The sequence below is a fragment of the Paenibacillus helianthi genome (assembly GCF_001909055.1).
In the GTDB taxonomy this organism is placed as follows: Bacteria; Bacillota; Bacilli; order Paenibacillales; family Paenibacillaceae; genus Paenibacillus_AQ; species Paenibacillus_AQ helianthi.
On the sequence record NZ_LVWI01000035.1, the window covers coordinates 34195 to 55276 of the forward strand.

12 protein-coding genes are annotated in these 21082 nt (G+C 52.0%); 2 read left to right on the forward strand and 10 right to left on the reverse strand.

The genetic code is table 11. The features are described 5' to 3' along the window. Positions 1–226: 226 nt before the first annotated feature. From A3844_RS10815 to A3844_RS10845, 6 genes are all read right to left on the reverse strand, one after another. Entirely contained in the window at positions 227–1906 is a 1680-nt protein-coding gene (locus A3844_RS10815) for an extracellular solute-binding protein (protein WP_074107395.1), read from the reverse strand. Between the two features lie 187 nt (positions 1907–2093). Then, the gene (locus tag A3844_RS10820; protein WP_074085922.1) at positions 2094–2999 is read right to left on the reverse strand and encodes a carbohydrate ABC transporter permease; all 906 of its coding nucleotides are present in this window, start codon (positions 2997–2999) and stop codon (positions 2094–2096) included. 15 nt (positions 3000–3014) lie between these two features. Then, complete coding sequence (locus A3844_RS10825) at positions 3015–3962, reverse strand: ABC transporter permease (protein ID WP_083606809.1); 948 nt, start codon at positions 3960–3962, stop codon at positions 3015–3017. 674 nt (positions 3963–4636) lie between these two features. Then, complete coding sequence (locus A3844_RS10835) at positions 4637–6925, reverse strand: helix-turn-helix domain-containing protein (RefSeq protein ID WP_074107397.1); 2289 nt, start codon at positions 6923–6925, stop codon at positions 4637–4639. Between the two features lie 431 nt (positions 6926–7356). Then, a complete protein-coding gene (locus tag A3844_RS10840; RefSeq protein WP_074107398.1) occupies positions 7357–11220 on the reverse strand; it encodes a X2-like carbohydrate binding domain-containing protein in 3864 nt (1287 codons plus the stop codon). A 355-nt stretch (positions 11221–11575) separates the two neighbouring features. After that, positions 11576–12010 (reverse strand): MarR family winged helix-turn-helix transcriptional regulator, encoded by a 435-nt coding sequence (locus tag A3844_RS10845; protein WP_305953364.1) that lies wholly within the window; start codon positions 12008–12010, stop codon positions 11576–11578. 131 nt (positions 12011–12141) lie between these two features. Here A3844_RS10845 and A3844_RS10850 point away from each other — a divergent pair, with 131 nt between their 5' ends. Together A3844_RS10850 and A3844_RS10855 are read left to right on the forward strand one after the other, a co-directional pair. Further along, a complete protein-coding gene (locus A3844_RS10850; protein WP_074085926.1) occupies positions 12142–12597 on the forward strand; it encodes a CBS domain-containing protein in 456 nt (151 codons plus the stop codon). 334 nt (positions 12598–12931) lie between these two features. Beyond that, positions 12932–14137 (forward strand): ROK family protein, encoded by a 1206-nt coding sequence (locus tag A3844_RS10855; RefSeq protein WP_244169748.1) that lies wholly within the window; start codon positions 12932–12934, stop codon positions 14135–14137. A gap of 113 nt (positions 14138–14250) precedes the next feature. Here A3844_RS10855 and A3844_RS10860 read toward each other — a convergent pair whose 3' ends face one another. The 4 genes from A3844_RS10860 to A3844_RS10880 form a co-directional block, all read right to left on the reverse strand. Beyond that, on the reverse strand, positions 14251–15018 hold the full coding sequence (locus tag A3844_RS10860; protein ID WP_074107399.1) for a DUF817 domain-containing protein: 768 nt from the start codon (positions 15016–15018) through the stop codon (positions 14251–14253). A 709-nt stretch (positions 15019–15727) separates the two neighbouring features. Further along, the gene (locus A3844_RS10870; protein ID WP_074107401.1) at positions 15728–16600 is read right to left on the reverse strand and encodes a PhzF family phenazine biosynthesis protein; all 873 of its coding nucleotides are present in this window, start codon (positions 16598–16600) and stop codon (positions 15728–15730) included. Positions 16601–16819: 219 nt separating this feature from the next. Continuing rightward, positions 16820–19927 carry a glycosyl hydrolase gene (locus A3844_RS10875; protein ID WP_167374666.1) on the reverse strand — a complete coding sequence of 1036 codons (3108 nt, stop codon included), beginning with the start codon at positions 19925–19927 and terminating at the stop codon, positions 16820–16822. Positions 19928–19971: 44 nt separating this feature from the next. Then, a complete protein-coding gene (locus A3844_RS10880; RefSeq protein ID WP_074107403.1) occupies positions 19972–20973 on the reverse strand; it encodes a glycoside hydrolase family 130 protein in 1002 nt (333 codons plus the stop codon). Between the last annotated feature and the right edge of the window lie 109 nt (positions 20974–21082).

The following is a 21082-nucleotide window of genomic DNA, read 5'->3' on the forward strand; positions in this document are numbered from 1 at the left end:
AATAAAACCTCCGTTCAAACCATCCGTTCCCTAAAAAACAATAGCAGAAACAGCGATGCCGGCCTTGGCAGGCCGGCATCGGGTGGGCGTAGCACGGTTGCTTGTGCAGCGTTCATGCCGGTCTCCGCTTTACAATTTCGGGTGCTGTGCAGCGTTCATGCCGGTATACTCAGTGAAGTCTCCGTCTGCCGCTTTGCGCCCAATCTCCTCCTGCTGGCACCCAGGCTTATTTCACTGAAGCGTCATACGCCTTTTGCAGAATTTCCAGATAGCGGTCCAGCTTCAGATCCTTCAGACCCTTCACATAGGCATCCCAGTCCTTGTTCAGATCCTTATTGCCGGTAATGAACTGAAGCTCATTCTGCTCAATGTAGTTTCTCAGATTCGTCTGCAGCATGCTGGCTTCGTCAATCTCTGTCGGATCAATCCAGATGGACCAGAGCGGGAACAACTCCTTAGGTTCATGACCCTGGTACAGCAGCGAAGCATTGTACAATCTGCGTTCGTAGCCGTTCGAGGAATAGATATCAGTCGCCTGAACGAAGGTGTCGCGGTATTCCTTCGGCATGTAGAAATGTCCCATTCCGCTCCAGCCCGCATTACGCGGCGCTTCGCCTTCCGCCATCGGGATCGGTTTGATCACCGGTTTGACATCCTTGCCGAGCGCGACATCGCCTGCCACCGGATCGGTCCAGTCGATTCCCTTCATGCCGCTTGCCGCGTTCGTCTGGCCTTCCGGTGTGAACATATAATCCACCATCTTGATCAGAGCCACTTTTGCCTCTTCACTGGCTTTGTTGGTGATGACAAATTTGGCGCCTGGTGACACCCCGCCCGCATCATGTGTCGTGTAAGAGATCCCTTTCGGTCCGGTAAGCGGTGGCAGGGCATTGTAATGTGCGGAACGGGTGTTGCCTGGGTCGATGTTGATGAAAATCGCCGGATGCATGCCTGCACCTGCGCCGAGGATTTCGGCATCCGCATTTTCACCGATTTTCTTAAAGGCCTCTGCATTCTGGGTAAAAGCCCCCGGATCGATCAGACCGGCATCATACAGCGATTTGATATAAGTCAGACCTTCCTTCCATTCCGGTTTAATAGCAGCTGATTGTACCTTGCCGTCCGTCATATTCAAGTAGTTGCGGTCATCATCATAGACGAAGCTGTTCATAAGATAAGGAATAATGCGTACACCAAAATCTTCAGTGGAACCGCTCAGCGGCACTTCATCGGCTTTGCCGTTGCCGTTCGGGTCCTTCGTCTTGAAGGCTTCCAGCATTTGCTTGAACTCCTCTGTAGTCTTCGGCTCTTCCAGGTTCAGCTTCTTCAGCCATTCGGTGTTGATCCACATTTTGTTCGGATAGGAGCAGTGGAAGCACTCGGCGTAAGCGCCCAGGCCATAGATATTGCCGTCCGGAGCCGTATTCAGCGTTTTCATTTCAGGGTGCTTTTCCATGGCTGCTTTGATATTCGGTGCATATTGGTCAATCAGGTCATTCAGCGGAACCAGAACGCCCTGCTGGCCATATTTCAGTACATCCCCCTGGGAGAATTCATCAATGTAGGCAGTGAGCAAATAAGCATCGGGATAGTCACCGCTGGCGAGTGAGATTTGGCGTTTTTCCTTGGCGCCGTCGGAGGGATTAATCTGCCAGTTGAATTTGATGCCGAACTTGTCTTGAACGAATGTGGTGAATTTATTGGTCGGGATATCAATGCCTGATTCCTGGACGGCAAAGACGCTGACCTCCACAGGTTTTGACGCCTCCGCTGCGTTTCCGTTGCCAGACGCTGTGCCGGATGCTGTACCGGACGGGCTTTCTGTATTATTTTTGCCCGAGCAGCCACTGATCACAACTGTAAATACCGTTACCAGCATTAACAAGGCTAACAAACTTTTCTTCAAAGCTGATCAACTCCCTCTTTGTAGTTGGACAGGTTGGTTATGTGTTGCCAAATGGAAACGGATGCCCGTCCTTAAACAGACAATATCCGTTTATAGCGAGAAAGATAAGGATCATTTATGGCACGAAGCATATAAATGCTTATCTTTTAAGAAAGGCCTCACCCCCTTACCGGTTCATCGCTTCCCCTTACCCCTTGACTGAGCCGACCAGCATGCCCTGTACGAAATACCGCTGTACAAAAGGATAAATGACAAGCACAGGCAAGGTGGCGACGACTATCAGCGCATATTTCAGTAGTTCGGCCATCTGCTGCCGCTCTACCATCGCCATGGCATCCATCGCCCCGGCACTGTTGTTCTGGATAATGATACTGCGCAGCACCAGCTGCAGCGGGAACAAGTCAGCCGATTTCAGATAGATCAGGGCATCGAAATAGGAATTCCATTGGCCGACTGCATACATCAGCACCAGCACCGCAATAATCGGCTTGGAGAGCGGCAGCACTACACTGCGGATGAAGCGCATATCGCTGCAGCCGTCAATCTCACTGGCCTCCAGCAACTCCTCGGGAATGGAGGACTGGAAAAAGGACCGGGCAATAATCACCTGCCATACCCAGATCGCATTGGGAATCAGCAGCGCCCAGCGCGTATCGATCAGGTGCAGCTCCCGGACCACCATATAGGTGGGAATCAGCCCGCCGCTGAAGATCATTGTAAAGGTAATGATCATCATCAGCACATTGCGGCCAAAAAAAGCTCTGCGCGACAGCGGGTAGGCGATCATAATCGTCAGGGTCACACTGATCAGCGTACCGGCGGCCGTATAAAAGATGGAATTGGCATACCCGCTGATAATCTCATGCGTACTGAACAGGACCTTGAAGCCCTTGAAGGAAATATCGACCGGCCACAGCCAGACCCGGCCCGAGGTGACAGCTGCCGGACTGCTGATGGAGCTGCTGATTATGAAGATAAGCGGATACAGCACAACGATAACTACAAGGATGAGTACGGTGTACACCACAGTCAGAAATATCCGGTCACCGACGGATTCTTTAATTTTTTGGGGAACTGCTGCCGAAGCTGCCATACAGGAACTCCTTTCTTACCAGATGCTGTTATTGGTGATTCGTTTGGCCAGTCCGTTCACGGTAACCAGCAGAACCAGATTGATCAGTGAATTGAACAAGCCGACCGCGGTAGCAAAGCTATAATTGGCATTCAAAAGGCCGATCCGGTAGACATAGGTGGCTATAATCTCAGAATTAGCGATATTCAGCGGGTTTTGCAGCAGATAGACCTTTTCAAAGCCAATCGCCATCACGTTACCCACATTCAGAATCAGGATAATCACAATCGTAGGTACGATTCCGGGAAGATCGACGTGGCGGATCTTTTGAAACCGTGAAGCGCCATCCACCTTAGCCGCCTCATACAGTGTGGGATCGATGCCAGCCAGTGCGGCCAGGTAGATCACGGCGCTGTAGCCTGCGGTCTGCCAGATGTCAGACCAGACATAGATGGAGCGGAACATGCCGGGCTCCCCCAGGAAATTCACCGAATCCAGGCCGAAGAAATTCATGGCGATGTTGGCGAACCCCAGACGCGGAGCCAGAAACAGCATAATAATGGAGACCATAACTACAGTGGAGATAAAATATGGCGCAAACGATACAAGCTGGACGAACCGTTTGAACCTGCCGCCACGGATTTCATTTATCATCAGCGCGAGCAGGATCGGAATCGGAAACCCGGCCAACAGCAGATAGCCGCTCAGCAGAATGGTATTCTTGACCAGCGTCCAGAACAGCGGATTCTCAAAAAACAGCTCGAAGTGCTTAAAGCCGACCCAGGGGCTGCCCCATATCCCCTTAATTACGTTGTAGTCCTTGAAAGCCAGTACAGCATTCGCCATTGGATAATACTTAAAGATCAGAAAGAACAGCAAAGGCGGAATGACGAGCAGATGCAGCTGCCAGTGTTTCATGATATTTTTTCCGGCGGTATGCAGCCAGCCCTGGCGTTTGCTTCGGGGCGCCGTTTGGGTGCTCATAACCATTTCTTTTTCCAGATGAATCTCCCCCCTTAAAAGTTTGGCCAGCTTTACTTCATTGATTTTCTTCGAACAAAACTTGTTCGGAAGCACATGCTTAGTTTGGCCAGCCGCTGCTCCCTTGCATTACTTCGAGTAAAACCGCTTCGGAAGCATTCGCTTTGTATTGATAGTTTGTGTGATAGCGCTTTCTCACGAGTTGATCATAGGGCATGATAAGCGGCTTTGAACAGGTACACTTCCGTATTTTGCGTACAGATTGCCCGGTTTGCAGGGGGCATCACTTCCTGGGACGGCCTGATTTCCGCAGTCTTGCAAGCGGATACATTATTTGGTATACCCCTTGGGCAGAAACGGCTGCACCGCCCGGGAGGGACAATGCAGCCGCTTTATTTTTGGGGTTGCAGGAGACTCTGCATCCCTCTCACCGAGGCGCCCCCGCATCTCCCTGTCCTTCCCAACTTCCCCGGACCAGGAGATAAGCACAAGTGGAAAAAGTGAACTTAATACCGCCGAAAACAGCAAATGTGAAGATTTAGGTAGAAAAAGGAAACTTAAAAATTCCATATCCCCCTCCACCGAGGGAAATGAGCTAGATTAGTTTTACTTTTTCCACTTATTCTGCCGAGCGCAGGGTGCTCGGGCCAGTTAGTTTTACTTTTTCCAACACTTTTCTATTCAGCATTCGATTGTCTGTAGGTGCTGGGGGAAATGCCGGTTAACCGTTTAAAGGCTCTACGGAAGGAATGTGAGCTGTTGTAGCCCACTCTTGCCGCAATCTCATCCACCGTATACCTGCTGTCCTTCAGCAGGAGCGCCGCCTGATCCATCCGGACCTTCACCAGATGATCGGAATAATTCACACCAGTCACCTCCTTGAACAGCTGGGAGATGTATTTTTCCGGCCGTTCCACATGCTCTGCCACCCGGTACAGGGTCAGCTCGGTGTCCGAATACATATCCTCGGTATACTGGTAGATCTGCTTGATGATCTGGGTATGCGCGTCCTTCTTTTTATTGGCGATGTACCCGCAGAGTCCCTCCATGACGGCATGGAATTCGGCCTGGATGTTATCCGCCGGCTCCGAGGAACTGATGTCGATGATCCGCTGCTTGACGCTTTCGAACAAAGGAGATTCCATGAAGATTTTTTGATCCAGCAGCTTCAAAAAGGTGCCCTTCATCTCCCCGATCAGCTGATGCTTCATCTCAATGGACAGCTCCCGGCCGCCAAGATTCTGCGCAAAGGTGGAATCCATAATGCGTTTGGCCTCAGCCAGCTCCCCGGCACGAATCGTACTGATCAGCCGCTGCTCCGTATCAAGCGGATAATAATAGGTCGTATTCTCGATTCTGGCCTCATGATTCCACGTCATGCCTTTCTTGTTCGTATACACGGCATATTCCAGCGCCTGCTTCGCTTGCTCAAACGACCCGCTGACCTCTGTTACTGAAGCGAAATAGCCTCCGAACCCGGACTGCACCGAAATCTTGTATTCCTTCAGCACATATTGCGCCAAATTCTCCATGATGTGTGTAATCGCTACCTCCTGGTCTGACGCAGATTCATCAGGGCCGGAGAAGAACAGGCCGACCATTTTGTCCGAGCCCATATCGGCCATAGGCAGCGGTCCGGTAAGCGAAGCGAGCGCCTGCTTCACCAGTAGGCGGGCGGCGTTCAGCTCATTGAGGATCTCCACGCTATCCATCCCGGCATAGCCGTTAATCTGGATCAGTCCGGCATAGCCGGTTCCCTGATTCAGCCCGATATCCGCCTGGGCGGCAGCAGATACAATCTCCTCCCGTGACTCAAATTCTCCGGCAACCAGCCGCTTAATAAAAGCATCCCTGACCAGAGGCAGCTGACGGTTAAGCTCGCTTTCGAGCAGCTTATTCTTGGTGATCATGTTGGCAATATTTCCGCTCAGGAAATCGAACTCACTCTGCTCCGCCGTCTCCTCCTTGCCGAACTGCTCTTTCATCACACTTAGCATCCGGTTGATCGGTGCACTGTTCCGGTAGGCGAGCACCAGGCCGGCCAGTAATCCGAGGAACAGAGCGCCTCCGGTAATCAGCCAGGACATATATTTGATTCTATTGGCATTCTCCAGCAGGATGCTTCGGGGAATACCTGCCTGGTATACCCAGCCGTTCGAATCCGAACGGGTTGAAATCACCAGATCATCCCGGTAAAACTGGCTGACCTTGCTGTTATCAAACGAGGAATCCGCATGAAGCCGGTTCACATATGCCTCATCTTTTCCTTGCAGCACAATGGTCTTCCCATCGGCATCGCTGATATGAACCCAGCCCCCGTAGCGTTCAGTCAGGCCAGACAAGAGGCTGGCGATGATTTTCTCGTCGATCATCACGACCACAACGGCCGGAGAAGAATCATTGAAGCTGTCGAGCGGCAGTGACTGCATGTAGGTGATCACCGAGGTTTGTGCCCCTTTGCTGACAAAGGCGCTCAGCGGTTTGATCTCACTCCGGTGGGTTTTCTGCAGAACCTGCTTCTTCCAGTCCGCCAGCGGAAGTTCGTTGTAATGATATATCTCATAGTAATGCTCCGGACGGTAAGAAGAGCCGGGGGTCAGCACCAGATCGTAATTGGCCAGATAAATATAATAATCCTGCAGGAAATCATTCGTCTGGCCGAAGGTCAGCACATTGCGCATGGTCCTCCAGATTCCGTAGACATTGGTCCCCTCTCCCCGTTCATTCAACAGTACGTTCAGTTCGGGATTCACCGCGAGCTGCCGGGTCAGCCCCTCGACTTCAGCCATCCGGCGCTCAAGAATCTCCTGGCTTTTTTGCAGCTGGATCACACTGTTCTCAATGGAAATGGACTCTGTTACAGAGATCGATGTACGGTAAGACATGTAGCCGCCTATGCCCGGAATAATTAGAATAATGATGTAGGAGATCAGAAATCTGCGGAAAACCTTGGAGTATTTGAGCATGGTTGGATTCCCCTCTCAGTTGGTAGCGCTCACAGCATAAGCTTAAAACAAATTGCTTCACAGTCAAGCTTTTGTCTCCAGCGCCATTCGAAAAGACGGTCTAGATTGCAATACGACCGGGAGCATTCCCGGCGGCTAGAACGCCTTTACTCCCCATAAAAAGCTTATCTTTCTGGTCAGGCGGACACAGAATCCGCTGAATGCTCTATAGTCATCATCCTCGTCCTGTATAGGAAGAATGGAATAGGGCCTTCTAAATCCGCATCATCAGAAACATTTGCTGCACTACGGCCACGTATACAGGTTCTATACATAATCCGACTATTTTCATTGCCTGGGAAATGATGCACAGGCTGCAGCCGAATCGTTCGGATTTCTTCTCGATTGAAAAGGAGCCGTTGCCGGCTCCTGTGCTTTTTATCTGCTCCTCCTTAATCGCTCAGTTGTTCTCCGCCACCGTTCCTGTCCTTATATTCATGATCAGTGGCAGCCTCGAGGATATCCTTGAATGCCCAGTGGGTGAGCGGAACATCGCTCCACGGGGAGGCTTCGGCACCGAAGAGCGGGCCTCTGCCGAGTGCCCTGTTCATCGCGGTCACCGCTTCGGCACGGGTCAGTGCCTTTCCGGGACGGAAGGTGCCGTCGGCATAGCCATTCAGTATGCCTGCTCCCTGGGCCTGAAGAATGGCTGACCGTGCCCAGTGACTGGCGGCAACATCTGTATATCCGCCTCCGGGGATGGGATTATTCTTGCTTAGCAGTGCAACAAGACTGGCCAATTCCGCCCGCGTGACCTGTTGATTCGGCTTAAAAGTGCCATCCGGGTAGCCTGTCATCAGTCCCATTTCTGCTGCGCCAGTTATTGCTTCGGCTGCCCAATATCCGGAAGGCACATCACTGAAGACTGCAGCCTTTCCTTGCTTCTCCCGTGCAGAAGCCTTAAATAGCAGTGCCGCCATTTCGGCACGGGTTATCTTGTGATCCGGTTTGAAGGAACCGTCCGGATACCCGCTCATATATGCCGCATGCTGTTTCACCGGCCCCTGGCTTGCTTCCGGCGAAGCACTTGGAACAGGAGTGGCGGATGGAGACGCGGTCACTACCGGACCCGTAGTAACAGAGGGTCCTGAAGTTACCGGTGCCGGTGATGCGGTAGCGGAAGGTGATGGTGTTGACGTAGGTGCCGGTGTCGGTTGTTCGCCAGGTGTTGCCGGTTCACCGGCCTTGGTGCTGACGCTGTATTTCAGCTGATCGGCGAACATCAGCGCACCTGATTTCTTCACCACCTTCAGTACGTGAACGCTATCGGCCAGCTCTGCAAGGCTGAAGAGATTCTGCAGAATCTGCCGGTTGCTGCTGTAAGCGCTTGCGGTCTGAATCAGCTTACCGTCCACATAGATTTCCATGTCGCCCATATCCGGCCCCTTGGGTCCGGACAAGGAGATTCCAGTCCCGCTGAATGTATACTCAAAAGAATCACCGTCTGTCTCTGTAAAATGAATATCGTTCTGATAATCTCCGCCAAAGGCAAATGTCAGTGGAAGAGTACCCGCGGGCAACGCGGCGAGGTACGCCGCCTTGAGGGTTACAGTGTCTCCTGCAAGTGTATAATCCGTACCTTCCATCAGTTTATAGGTGCCCTGGCTGATGCCGCCGAACAGCTCCGGCTGACGAAGCAGTTTAACTTCGATATCTGCCGGGACTGCTTGGTCGAAGGCTGCTTCTACCGGATTAATCAGGTCGGGGATTTCCACCTTAAGCATATCCAGCAGCATGAAGCTGCCTGATTTTTTCACAGCCTTGAGGGTATGGAAGCCTTCAGGCAGACCAGCAATGCTATACAGATTCTGCTGGGCCTGGCGTCCGTTATGATAAGCGCTGACCGTTTGCTGGAACCTCCCATCCACATATATATCCATGTCGCCCTGTGAGGTATCCGTTTCTGTATAGAGCTGTATGCCAGTGCCTCTGAAGGTGTATTCGAAGGAATCCCCATCCTTCTCGGCATATTGCACATCATCCTTGTAGTCGCCCATTCCTCTCCCGGAACTGCGTGACCAGGTGCCATTGTAAGTGATCCCTGGATCGTCATTATTGATCAGCGAATAGCGAACCGTAGCTGAGCCTGTAATGGTCACTGTCAGCACTTCGCTTGCGCCTCCGTCAAAGATGAACGAGAGCTCCGCCGCACCTGAAGGCAGATTGAAAAGATATTCCTTCTTGATCTTCACAACGCCTCCGCTGACGGAATAATCGCTTCCTTCCGTAAGTACAGCCCCGCCGTTCTTAATCTCCAGAAGGGAGTCACTGCCTGCAGGCAGTGTGACAGCTATATCAGCCTGTTTGTCAGGCGCCTTGTCGAAGCTCCCTGTGGCAGGGGCAATGAGCTGATTAACACTGATCTTCAGCGCATCCAGCAGCATGTACTGGCCTGAAGCCTTAACCACCTTAAGCGTATGCTCACCGTCGGTAAGGCCGTTGGCACTGTAAACGGTCTGCTGTGCTTCCTTGGCTCCAGCGGTATAGGTGCTTACCGTTTGCGGACTCACGGCATCATCCAGATAGACCTGTACGTCCCCTTGCGAGGAATCCTTCTCGGTTAGCAGCTCAATACCTGTTCCCTTGAAGGTGTACTCGAAGAAATCACCGTCTGTCTCGGTATAATGTACATCTGCCCCGTAATCCCCGGCGGTTCTGCCGGACTGCGACGACCAGTCGCCGCTGTATGTGATGCTGCTGTCGCTGTCATTGATATAGACCGAACGGGTAACCGGGCTAGGAGAAGGATTGCCGCCCGGCTGTCCTCCTCCGGGAGCTGCAGCCGAATCCGTGATTTTCACAGTGATATCCTGTGAACCCGGGGTCTGCTCTTTGCCTCCGTTGCGCTGCCATGAGCCGGTATAACGGACGTTCGTATCGTCATCGTTGACGGTGGAGGTTCCGCTCTTGGCGGTTACCTTCAGCATCCGGGATGCATGCGGCTCCAGTACCCCGCCGCTGAAGCCCGTGTCAAAGGAACCCAGCTCACTATGACTCCAGAGATCGCGGACAGAGGCCGGTCCCTCAAGTCCAATGTCGCTCCATTTGACATCCACTGCAGCACTGCGGCTGCCGAGGTTGAACAAAGCAACATTATAGGTTCCATCCCCGTTGTTGGCATACCAGACCTGCTGCTGGGTATCCATAGACACCGGATGGGCGGGATGTCCGGCCTGATTGACGGCAATAACCTCGTTATTGGTTAGCAGCTGCATTCCATAATCGTCCAGCCGCGTCATATCATTTCCGATATAGAGCTGTGCCGCCGAGACCGCCCAGAAGGTCATGGCGGTCTGCCGCTCATCCTTCGTCAATCCGTCCATAGCACCGTTCCCGACATTCAGGGAATCGTAATCATTCCAGCCTCCGGGTCCGGCATCTCTCCACCAGATCGCGGCGTCCGGGAACAGTCTGGCAATGTTGGCCCACTGCGTCAAGCCGACATTACTGTCATAGGACTCCACATCCCACTGAATCCGCCAGCCGTTGGCATATTTTTTCCAGAAATCCACATAGTTATGGTCCAGCGCCCAGGATAGCTCGAACCAGATATTATGTCTGTCCAGAGCCTTGGACCAGGCCTCGACATCACCGCGTGCATCACGGCTGAGGTTGTTGATACCCGACCCCGGGGTTACACTGTCGAATTTTACAAAGTCGATGCCCCATTCCCCGAGAAGATCAGCTATGGAGTCGATGTACTTCTGGGCACAGGGATTTTGAAAATCAATTTTGTAGCTGTAGGAATCCCAGTAATCCATGATTTTCAGCGGCTGCACCGCAATGTCACGTACCCGGCACTCCCCGTTGGTTCCATAGATTTCAAGGTCCTTGTTATACGCGTCAATTGACAGGCCTGGAATCAGATAGATCCCGATCTTCTGCCCGTTGTTATGCACATAATCAATGACCTCCTGAAAACCGTCCGGATAACGATCAGTGCTCGGCAAAGGCCGGCCGTATTCATCCATGCTGCCATTCCAGCCCGCATCAATATTAATGTATTCATAACCGTAAGCTTGCAGCTTCTCGTGCATGGCGTCGGACTGCTTCTTGATACTCTCCGCCGATATCCAGTTGCCGGAGGGTTCATACACCTGCATACTGTAGCTGCTCCAGCCCATATATGGCTTCTTCGCCAGCGATTTGTCCGCCGCCTCCGCCACATTTCCTGTGGTTCCTGTCCATCCGGCCTGTACAGCCACCATCATAAACAGCAGCAGACTGACCCCGATCTTATTAGCCAAAGACTTCAAATTATCCCAGCTCCCCTCGCAGTTAATAAAGCGCTTTCCTTTTCGGACGGACCTGCCCGCATGTATATGCGCCTTCAAATGACAGCGCTTTCTACACGAGTAGATCATAGGGGGCCGCCGCCCGTTTTGAATAGGTACAATTGCGGTGTTCGGCGTACAGCTCTCCCGGTTCAGAGGGGGCAAATCCCGGCAGAACAGCCAAATTCCCTTATCTCACAAAAAAACCCTGAGGGGATGACTCCCGCCCAAGGCTCAACATTTCCACAACCCACTTGTTTTGCACATTAAAATTCAGTAACCATTTAGTTGTACTATGCTTCTCTCAGAGAGTAGAATTCATCCCGGAACGCTTGTCCTACTCCGGAATTTCTTCATGAATCGCAGCATTGAATTTCCGTAAAAGCTCGCCAAAAATCACACGTTCCCCATCGCTCCAGGCACTTAGCATTTTCCCTATGCTCTCTTGCCGTGCCTGTTTGTTCTCATTCAGCACCTCTTCACCCATATCCGTCATTTCAAGCGAATACGCGCGCCCGTCTACCGGGTCGGGGATACGCTTCACATACCCTTTCTGTTCCAGGGCAGCAGCCTGTCTGCTGACTGTGGAAATATCCAAATGGAATTCGTCGGACAGAGCCTTCACTCCGGCCGAGCCGTGGGAGGCAATTTGATGCAGCAGCAGATAAGCGGAGCGGTCCAGATTACCAATTTTTCTATAGGTGGTCATGGAGACGAGGCGCCGGACCAGAATGGCCATCTCCAGCTCTATCACATCAATTGAATGATCCATGATAATAGTGTCCTTTCTTGTAGAAAATGCGTAGTATGATCATTGACATTACCATTCTCACTTGTATAATACAAGTATATACTTTCATTATACAAGTTATTTTGCGGAATCGTAGCCTGCGGAGGGAAATTATGAAAGCTCAAGAGTTTATGGTCAGACAAGTATACAAAGTCAAGGAAACCGATACGGTTCGCACCTTTATCGAACGATGCATTCAGTTCCGGATCAGCGGTATGCCGGTAGTAAATGAGAGAAATGAGATTGTCGCTTATTTAAGCGATGGGGACATCATGAGGTATATCGGCAAACATGAGGATCTTATCGTCGATTCTTTTTTTCAGATCAATGTATTTGTCGGGGATAATGAGGAGTTTGAGGAGCGGACCCGCAGACTGCTGAACCTGAATGTCATGGATATCGCCAAGAAGAAGGTGATCACCGTTCCCTGGGATGAAGATATTGAGAGAATCGCCACCATTCTAGGCAAAAAACAGATCAAAAAGGTCCCGGTGGAGCGAAACCGTGTGCTTGTGGGTATTATCAGCCGCGGCGATGTGATCCGTCATACCTTCAAAACCCTGCTCTAACCCGCCTTCAGGTATCTGATAGCCCATAGAAAAAGATGTGAAACAGCTCGTCCAATATGCTGCGGGTTAATTTGAAGGGCATTATGAATTACGCCATCGGCTCTGCCTTCTGCATGCTATTCATGATCTGTCTGTATCCCGGTCTGGCGACCGTACAGCAGCCATAGATTTTTCCAGCGGCGGAATCTGCCGCTGTAAGACGGGTGATTTTCAGCTCCTCCTTGTTCGTTATGAAAGTTGCGGACCCACCCTTTTTATGGCATTCTGTTAACAGGTTTAGTCGAAATTCCCCTCTCTACCTGATCGGGATACTTGCTAATAAGGAGAGACCTTTGTGCTGCCTATTCATGAACTTATTCCCAGTTCCAGAACCAAGGATATGTATTTGTCTGTCAGAAAAAAAGGGACCGTATCCAAACAAACACTGCTCGAGGAAAGCGGCTTGACCGTCAGTACCTTAACCCGTATCCTCGATGAACTGCTTGCCCAAAGCCTGCTCCTGGAGGTAGGCTACGGGGAATCGACCGGCGGCAGAAGGCCCACGCTCTATGAGACCAATCCTGCCTACGGCTATGTGTTCGGCCTGGAAATCTCCCGGACCCATTCGAGGCTGGTCCTTGCAGATCTGCATCTAACCCTGCTGGATGAATATACATGGGCTATGGATGAGTATGCCACTCCAGAACGTCTGATGGATTCCGTGTATGCCCAGGTGCTGCGTATGCTGGAGCAGGCTTCCATTGACATCAGCCGGGTCATCGGACTTGGGATTGGGGCTGTTGGCCCCTTGGACCGTAAGGAAGGAACGATTCTGACACCCGCCGGCTTCGCCGCACCAGGCTGGTCGCAGGTGCGCATCAAAGAGCAGTTGGAACAGCGGCTCGAGGTGCCGGTGTGCCTGGATAACGGTGCCAACACCGCGCTGCTTGGCGAATACTGGGCCGGCGGCGACCGGCGGCAACATCAGCTGCTCTACCTGCATGCCGGCATCGGTCTGCGCTCCGCCATTATGAATGAAGGCCGGATTCTGTACGGTGTCATCGACACCGAAGGGGCTGTCGGGCAGATGATCATTGAGAGCACTGGTGTCGCCTCAAGCGTCCCGGGAGGCAATTACGGGGCATGGGAATCCTACGTTTCCATCCGCACTCTGGAAATGCAGGCCCGTAAGGAGTGGAAACGCGGTAGAGCCACCATCCTCCGAGAGCTTTCAGACCGCCCGGAGGATCTGGAATTCAGCCATTTAATTGAAGCCTTGCAGGCCGGGGATTCCGCAGTGAACAGAATCTTCGGGCAAGCGGCAGCCTATTGCGGCATTGGGCTGGCCAACCTGATTAATATTCTCCACCCTGAGGAGGTCATTCTGGGCGGTCCCTTATTCTCGGCTGCCGATGTTTTCTATCAGGAGGCCACAAGGACCGCCCTCGAAAAAACCTACTACCGCGAGCAGTATAAGGTCCGCTTCACCAAAGGCAGCCTAAGCGACAATGCGGTCGCGGCAGGTGCGGCTGCCCTGATCCTGAATCAGCTTACGTATTGAGACGGGTACACAAAAAAACAGCGGTAGCCTGGACGGAATTACAAAGTCCCAGACTGCCGCTATTGTATTGAACTATTGTCTCCGTCAGATCAAGCTAACCACTATCATGAATCTTACGTTTTCCGCCCGGCTTTAACATGTTTTAGCTGGGCAACAATAATGACGCTGATAATGACCAGAAGGAACCATGAACTGATCTTACTGAAGCTAACCAGATGCCAGGCCTCATGCTGGTTGGGATATTTCCATGCACTAAAAAATGTGGCTATATTTTCAGCTAACCAGATAAAAAAACCGACAAGGAAAAAGGCCAGGGTTAAGGGCATCCGATAAGTAATGTTCTGTACCCGGTAGATGATCCATGTTCTCCAGAAGACTACAAGCACAAGCGCCGTCAGCCACCAGCGAAAATCCGGAAGAAAATGATGTGTGAAAAAATTCAGATAGATGGCTCCCCCCAATAGCCCCGCAAAGGCAAGCCCCGGCCAGCCGGTCATATCCATCCTCAGTCTGCGCCATACCTGACACATATAGCTTGCTACACTGGCATACATAAATCCGCTATAGAGCGGTACACCGAATAGCTTCGTATATCCAGGTTCGGGGTATGACCACGATCCCATCCTTACCTTATACATTTCCAGCATTAATCCAATAATATGAAATATACAGATTACTTTAATCTCATCGAGCGTCTCGAGTCCACTGCGGTACATAAGGAACTGCACGGCAAGAAGTATAAGTAGAACGGCATCATAACGGTAAATGAAGGGCAGCTTGACTACGCTGGAAAGAGCCAGGGTTCCAAAGATCGCAACCGGAAAGATACAGCTCATCGCCTGATGATAGCCAAAATGCAGTAGTTGTATGATTGATTTCAATAATGGTATCTCCTCTAATGTGCGTCACTTTTGTTGAAGAACAGCAGCATGATCAATTTGAATTTAACACATATTTTATCGTTTAACAATATATTTCAATTGATAAACGATATTTTATTACTGTTTTAGACATTCCAATGGTCTGATCTGATCCTCTCATACATCCCATAATTCCGTTTGCGTAATGTGTCATATACATTTTACAGAAAAGGTAAATAAAATATCACGTTCCATGCTATTTCCTTTTTATGCTCAACGCACTAATTGAACCGAACACCCAAATGAATGCAACCAAATATATTATTTTAACTTGAACCTCGTCATGAAATGCCAGAATAGCGAAAACCAGTAGAATTCCAGCTCCCACTTGAAGCGGAAGCATAATTTTTCGCAAGAGGATCGGGGACAAAAAACAGATGATACACGTCAAAAAAATAAGCGGTTCTATAGCCACTGCTTTCGACTCCCTTATGGTATCTCATTTCTCAGATTATGCCACAATTTACTCCTTTTTCTCAATTACAAATTTAGACTATAGCCGTGTTCCCACAAATAACGAAAAGCCCGTTTGGAGCCGAAAATATCACGGCATGCCAACGGGCTGTATTTTTTAGATACAATAAATGAACTGCTGCTTGCCAACTGTGCCGCCTCTTGGACAGAATAGCTTAACCTTATCCCATAATTGTTCTCTCTTCGAGACCAGCACTCAGATCTCAATGCTTCTCCGCTGTATGCCTGCTGCGATCCCGCCCACCTGAACCCGGGTAATCTCTCCGCCATGGTTCAGGCTTAATCCACCCTTAATCTCGGAAGGACAGCTCATCGAATATCCTTGCCTGAACACTACATGCTGAGCCTGCTGAATGGACAGCTGCCCGTATTTGTACAAATAACTAAGTAACGCGCCGCTTGCGGTCCCTGTTGCACTCTCCTCGGGAATGTCGTACAGCGGCGCAAAGTTCCGGCATTCGGCTGCGGCATCATCCGGGGTATCGAGTGTGAACAGATGGTAGCCGATGACGTTATATTTCTCGCTGACCGCTGTTATTGCGGCAAAATCAGGTTGTATCCTGGCTAACAGCTCACGGGTACTGACCGGAATCAGAATATCCCGCAGCCCCGTGGACACAATCTGAATAGGCAGCTCCCCGGCCAATTCCTCTGCGCCGATTCTAAGCGATGCTGCAATTTCTTCTCTTGGCAAGGTTTCATAGAACTGTGGCAGCGACTGCGACAAATAGACATCCCCGTCATGGCTGATGCTGACCTCCAATAATCCGGCTTTGGTCTCCAGGGTATAGGTGGCATACGTAGCCAGGTTCAAGGAATACATCAGATAAAAAGCAGCAACCGTCGCATGCCCGCACAAATCCACCTCGCTGGCCGGAGTGAAATAACGGACCCTAAAGTCGGCAATCGCCGATTTTTCCACAAAAGCCGTCTCCGAAAAGCCAACCTCCTTCGCCGTACGCTGCATTTCCGCTGCATTCAGGGAGCCTGCATCCAGCACTACCCCGGCGGGGTTTCCACCGCTTCCGTCTTTGGCAAAAGCATTTAAAGTGTACACTTCCACATTCATCCCGGCCATCCTCTCCATATCTTTTTCTAGTCGTATAACCTGCGGCTTGTCCTAGAATGAAGATTATAGTTCATTAAGAGAACGGGGACAATATGCGAAAAAACACAATACCCCAAAATTGCAGAGTCAATTTCCCGGCGAATATGTGCTGCTCTTAGGTTTGCCGCTGGCTTCTGAAGTTCAATATGCCTTGTTCATGTAACCACTTGGTTGTCTGTGCTAAGCCTGCTCTACATGAATAAGCGGAGTTGCCGCCAGTCCAAACTTTACAAACGCGTACCGCGCCTGATACACATGCGTATCCTTATCCAGGTCCTTGTCTGTCCAGCCCGGCTTATCCTTATAGCTGTCCGGCCCGACCTTGTAGACTTCACCTTTGATATGATGATGTGGTCCCAGCAGGTTGCGGCAGCTGCTCGTCAGCTCCACTTCGATGACATTACACCCGCTATGCAAAAAGGACGAAACTTCTGCGTGGTACGGCTCCCACAAAAAGGTGCGCACCTCGGCCCCGTTAATGAACAGCTTTGTTACTATTGCATCAGGTGGGGCCTGAAAGAAGCATTTCACAGCAGTTGCTTGCGCTGCATCGACGGTCAGGCTCTGACGCAAGCGCATATTGCCGGAGAAGAAAGGAAACCCTTGCCGGGTTAAATCCCCTGTCTGCACCTGCCGTGGCGGCTCCGTCAAACGGAAGGGTCCATCCGTGAATACCGCTCTGCGTTCTCCGTCCGTGTACCCCGAACCCGAATGTACTCCAAAATCGCCAAGCAGATAGATACTCTCCAGCTCCTGATCGATCGTAAGCTTGTTGCCTTCCGCTTCGAATGCCTTAGCCCGGGCCAGTCGTTCCGAGATTTCCTGTGAGCCAAGGAACTCCATTCTCAGAACTAACGTATTCCGGCCGGATACCGCGAGGCCGCTGATATCTAGGGTCTTGAACGAGATATCCCGCCACCAGCCGCCGCTGACCGCCTCTACCTTAACCCCGTTCAGTTCGATCTCCAGCTCCTCCGGCCGTTCCAGTACAAGAAACAGCTCCCGCTGTCTGGCCGTGTCGAAATCGATGTGAAATTCAAATTCCAGTTCCACCGCAACCGGCCGTCCGTAACCCAGCAGCTCCTCCTGGATAAAAATCACCGGCTGCGGCTGTGACCATTCCCCTCCATCCACACGAAGGCGTGCGTTGTCCAGCGTCAGACTGTTGAGATCGGAGTGCACCAATTCCCAATCTGTTGCCAGCTTCACCGCCATGGTCGCCCGGTTATCCACATTCTCCCCTGGCACCACAGGTTCGGTCGCCTTACCGTCCCCTGTTAATGATGGTGAATTCGGAAGCGGATCAAGCTTCAGTATATAGGACTGGCCGGGATGCAGCGGAAGCCGCAGGTGCACGCCCAGCCCCAGCAGTTCCCGCTCCATCTGCTCCAGCTCCAGCGGACGGATATCTCCGGTTTCTAGATCAATCAGCGAAACTGTGCCCTCACGGGCCAGCTGTATATTCAGCAGCGGGTAGAACTCCGTGCCGGAATTCACCACATAATGCAGCGTTGAGCCCGCAAGCTCCAGGGTCCGTACATTGATCGTATCCGCAGCGACAGATTCTCCGTCTTCACCGCTGATTCGGATGAAGGGCTTGCTGGCGGCGGACACCGCCCGGCACAACGCCTCGCGGCTCCATTCCGTCAGAACAGCAGCCTGCATGAAGCGTGCGAATTCAACATCCTCCTTACCGTCAACCAGCGACGGACAAGGATCAAGAGCAATCAGCTTCCCCCCCTGCGCAACGAACTTCCGCAGAAGCTGCGCAGTCTGCCTGTCGACGGTCACACTAGGCGGTACAATAACTACACGGTACGCCGCTTCGCCGACGATGAAGCGCCCGCCGCTGACCCTGCCATGTCCGGCGATAATGCCCTCGCTGCCATAGTCATGCTCGATCAGGCTCTGGCACAGCCATCTTGTGAGCTGGGCAAAAGCTTCATGATAAGGCACCACAGCGGAATGATCCCCGCCGCGCTGTAGCGTCCATGCTGTACGCACCGGATGCAGCAACAGAACCTCCGCCTGGGCCGAGCCTTCGGAGAGCAGCAGGGACAGCCTGGCGAAATAGTCATTGAAGCCTTTATAGTCGCTCCACCAAGGCTGCTGATAAAACAGGGATGGCGGGTAATCCCGTTTGCGCAATCCCCTCAAAGAGTACCCCTGCAAATGCTGGCACATCAGATTAATGCCATGTACGAACTGCCATTCGCCGATTCGTTTAAGGTCAGCGAAGCTGACGTTCCAGCCGGAGCAGCCAAAGCTCTCGGTTATTGTCCGCTTCTTGCCGAGCTGGCGGGCCACCGAGCTAACCTGCTTCGGCACCAGCGCATCGCTCCCCACAAACCTGCCCAGCCAGTCGCAGCCGGGAATCTGCAAGTGTTCATAGAAGGCCATCGGGTCACCAACAGAGGTCACTTGATGCATTAGCTCCTGCTCATCGACGACATGCCCGGTCGCCGACCAGCCCTTGCCTGCGCACCAGTCTCCGATTTGCTTGGCATATGCCTGCGTGAACATGAAGGTTACGGTCTCCCAGTAAGCATATCGGGCCTCGCTGCAGCCTTCGGTATCCAGAAAGAGCGCTGGCAGAACCGCCCTCACATCGCCTCCATGCCTTGAAGTGAACATCTCCCCCAGCTCAAAAGACCAGGGAAGCCCGCCGCGCCCGAACTGCGGCTCATCCGTGAATACACCGCTCAGCTCCGCACCGATGGATTCACCGAATTGCTCCCAGTAACGCTCGTAGGTGGTATCGATAAATTCTTTTACTGCCATCGGACTGAGCGTATCTGTATAGTAGGAATTTACTTCATAGCTGATTCTCAAGGAGGCACCGGCTTCTTCGCCAGGAAGCAGCAATCGGTAGCTCTGTCCGTCCGCTACGGCGGCATACCAGCCAATTGTCCGTTCCAGTTCCGGCGCATCCTGAAATGGAGCCTGTTCACACAGCAGTTGCTTCTGCTGATAGGCCAGTCCTTTGGCGGGCACCTTCCCGTCTGCAAAGCCGCTGGGCCAGCCGTTTTCATCATAGAACCAGGCGTTCATCCCGAGCTCGCGGCTTTTCTCAATCGAAATGCGGATGGCCTCCATCCATTCTTCGCCCATGTATGGCGTCTGCAGCCCGCCCCGGGCATGCATGAAGAAGCCCCCAATCCCCGCCCGGTGCATCTCTTCAATCTGCCGCTCCAGCTCCCCCTTCTCCAGCCGGTCATTCCAGGACCAGAGCGGAACGGAGCGGTATGCGTTAGGCGGGTTCTTCAGGTCATCCCGCAAGTTTATCATTTGTTCATCTCCCCGTTCGCCATCCGGTTTATCATGGTTGTTCATCAGCCTTTCAGGCACAGGGAGATCAGGTCATCCACATGTGCAGTCGCGAGGCATTCGATCGTATCGGCGGAGCCGTAGTAGATTTTGACCTCACCGTTATCCTCCAGAATCATCCCTCCCGGAAAAATAACATTGTTGCGGAAGCCGCCTTCAACCTCATAGCGGGTCTCCGGGGCGAGCAGCGGCTGCTTGGACATGCCGATAATTTTCTTCGGATTCTCCAGATCCAGCAGCATGATGCCTGCGGTGTACCGTTTCTTCCAGGCAGGCTCCCAGCCGTGTTTACCGCGTGCCGGGTCAATATCCACCGCATGGAAGGTTGTCAGCCAGCCCCTGTCCGTCTTTACCGGAGGTGCGGCAGGTCCTACCTTGTCATTGGCGAAAGGAACATGCTCCACAGCGAACAGCAGGTCGGAATTGCCCCAATATTTCATATCCGGGGATTCCGAAATCCAGGTATCGAAGCGGTCCTTGCCGCCACGGCTGTACACGGTAAACGGACGCTCCAGGCGGACGTAATTGCCGCCTATTTTCTCCGGGAACAGCACCATGTTGCGCAGATCGGGCGAAGACAGGCTGAGGATCTCAAATTCTTCAAAATCATCCGTCACTGCGATCCCGCCCCGGATGCCATGCTTGGTATCGACCGCAAAGCACATATAGCAGCGCTCCCCGATCACCGTCAGACGCGGGTCGTAAGCGCGGATGATCTCTTCGTCATGCAGCTTGAAGCATTTCTTGGGACTGGCCTCCCAGTGGAAGCCGTCATCACTGAAAGCAATCCCCAGGTCGGTCGTGTGATGCGGCTCAATCGTCTGCTCCGTAAGCGAGCCATAGTCATTGCGGAACACCATCACATATTTGCCTTTGAACTTGGTGACGCCTGCATTGAACACAAGCGCTGTCCTATAGGGAACCATAGACGCATCCAGCACCGGATTGCCGGGATAGCGGTGAATCAGCGGACTGGATGTAAGAATTGCGGGAACCTGAACGGTCATGTTGTAAACCTCCTGATTATTGCTTGTAGTCTTAAAAACAGCCTAAAGTAATAGTATCATCTACGTTGTTATAAGCAGTATATTCCATAGGGAGAGGAGATCGTAATGG

What these genes read in the sequence shown, in the direction of transcription:
- A3844_RS10870 (WP_074107401.1), bottom strand. Translation starts at nt 16,600, where the DNA reads ATGAATGTGGAAGTGTACACTTTAAATGCTTTTGCCAAAGACGGAAGC.
- A3844_RS10820 (WP_074085922.1), bottom strand. Translation starts at nt 2,999, where the DNA reads ATGGCAGCTTCGGCAGCAGTTCCCCAAAAAATTAAAGAATCCGTCGGT.
- A3844_RS10875 (WP_167374666.1), bottom strand. Translation starts at nt 19,927, where the DNA reads ATGATAAACTTGCGGGATGACCTGAAGAACCCGCCTAACGCATACCGC.
- A3844_RS10850 (WP_074085926.1), top strand. Translation starts at nt 12,142, where the DNA reads ATGAAAGCTCAAGAGTTTATGGTCAGACAAGTATACAAAGTCAAGGAA.
- A3844_RS10880 (WP_074107403.1), bottom strand. Translation starts at nt 20,973, where the DNA reads ATGACCGTTCAGGTTCCCGCAATTCTTACATCCAGTCCGCTGATTCAC.
- A3844_RS10825 (WP_083606809.1), bottom strand. Translation starts at nt 3,962, where the DNA reads ATGAGCACCCAAACGGCGCCCCGAAGCAAACGCCAGGGCTGGCTGCAT.
- A3844_RS10845 (WP_305953364.1), bottom strand. Translation starts at nt 12,010, where the DNA reads ATGGATCATTCAATTGATGTGATAGAGCTGGAGATGGCCATTCTGGTC.
- A3844_RS10835 (WP_074107397.1), bottom strand. Translation starts at nt 6,925, where the DNA reads ATGCTCAAATACTCCAAGGTTTTCCGCAGATTTCTGATCTCCTACATC.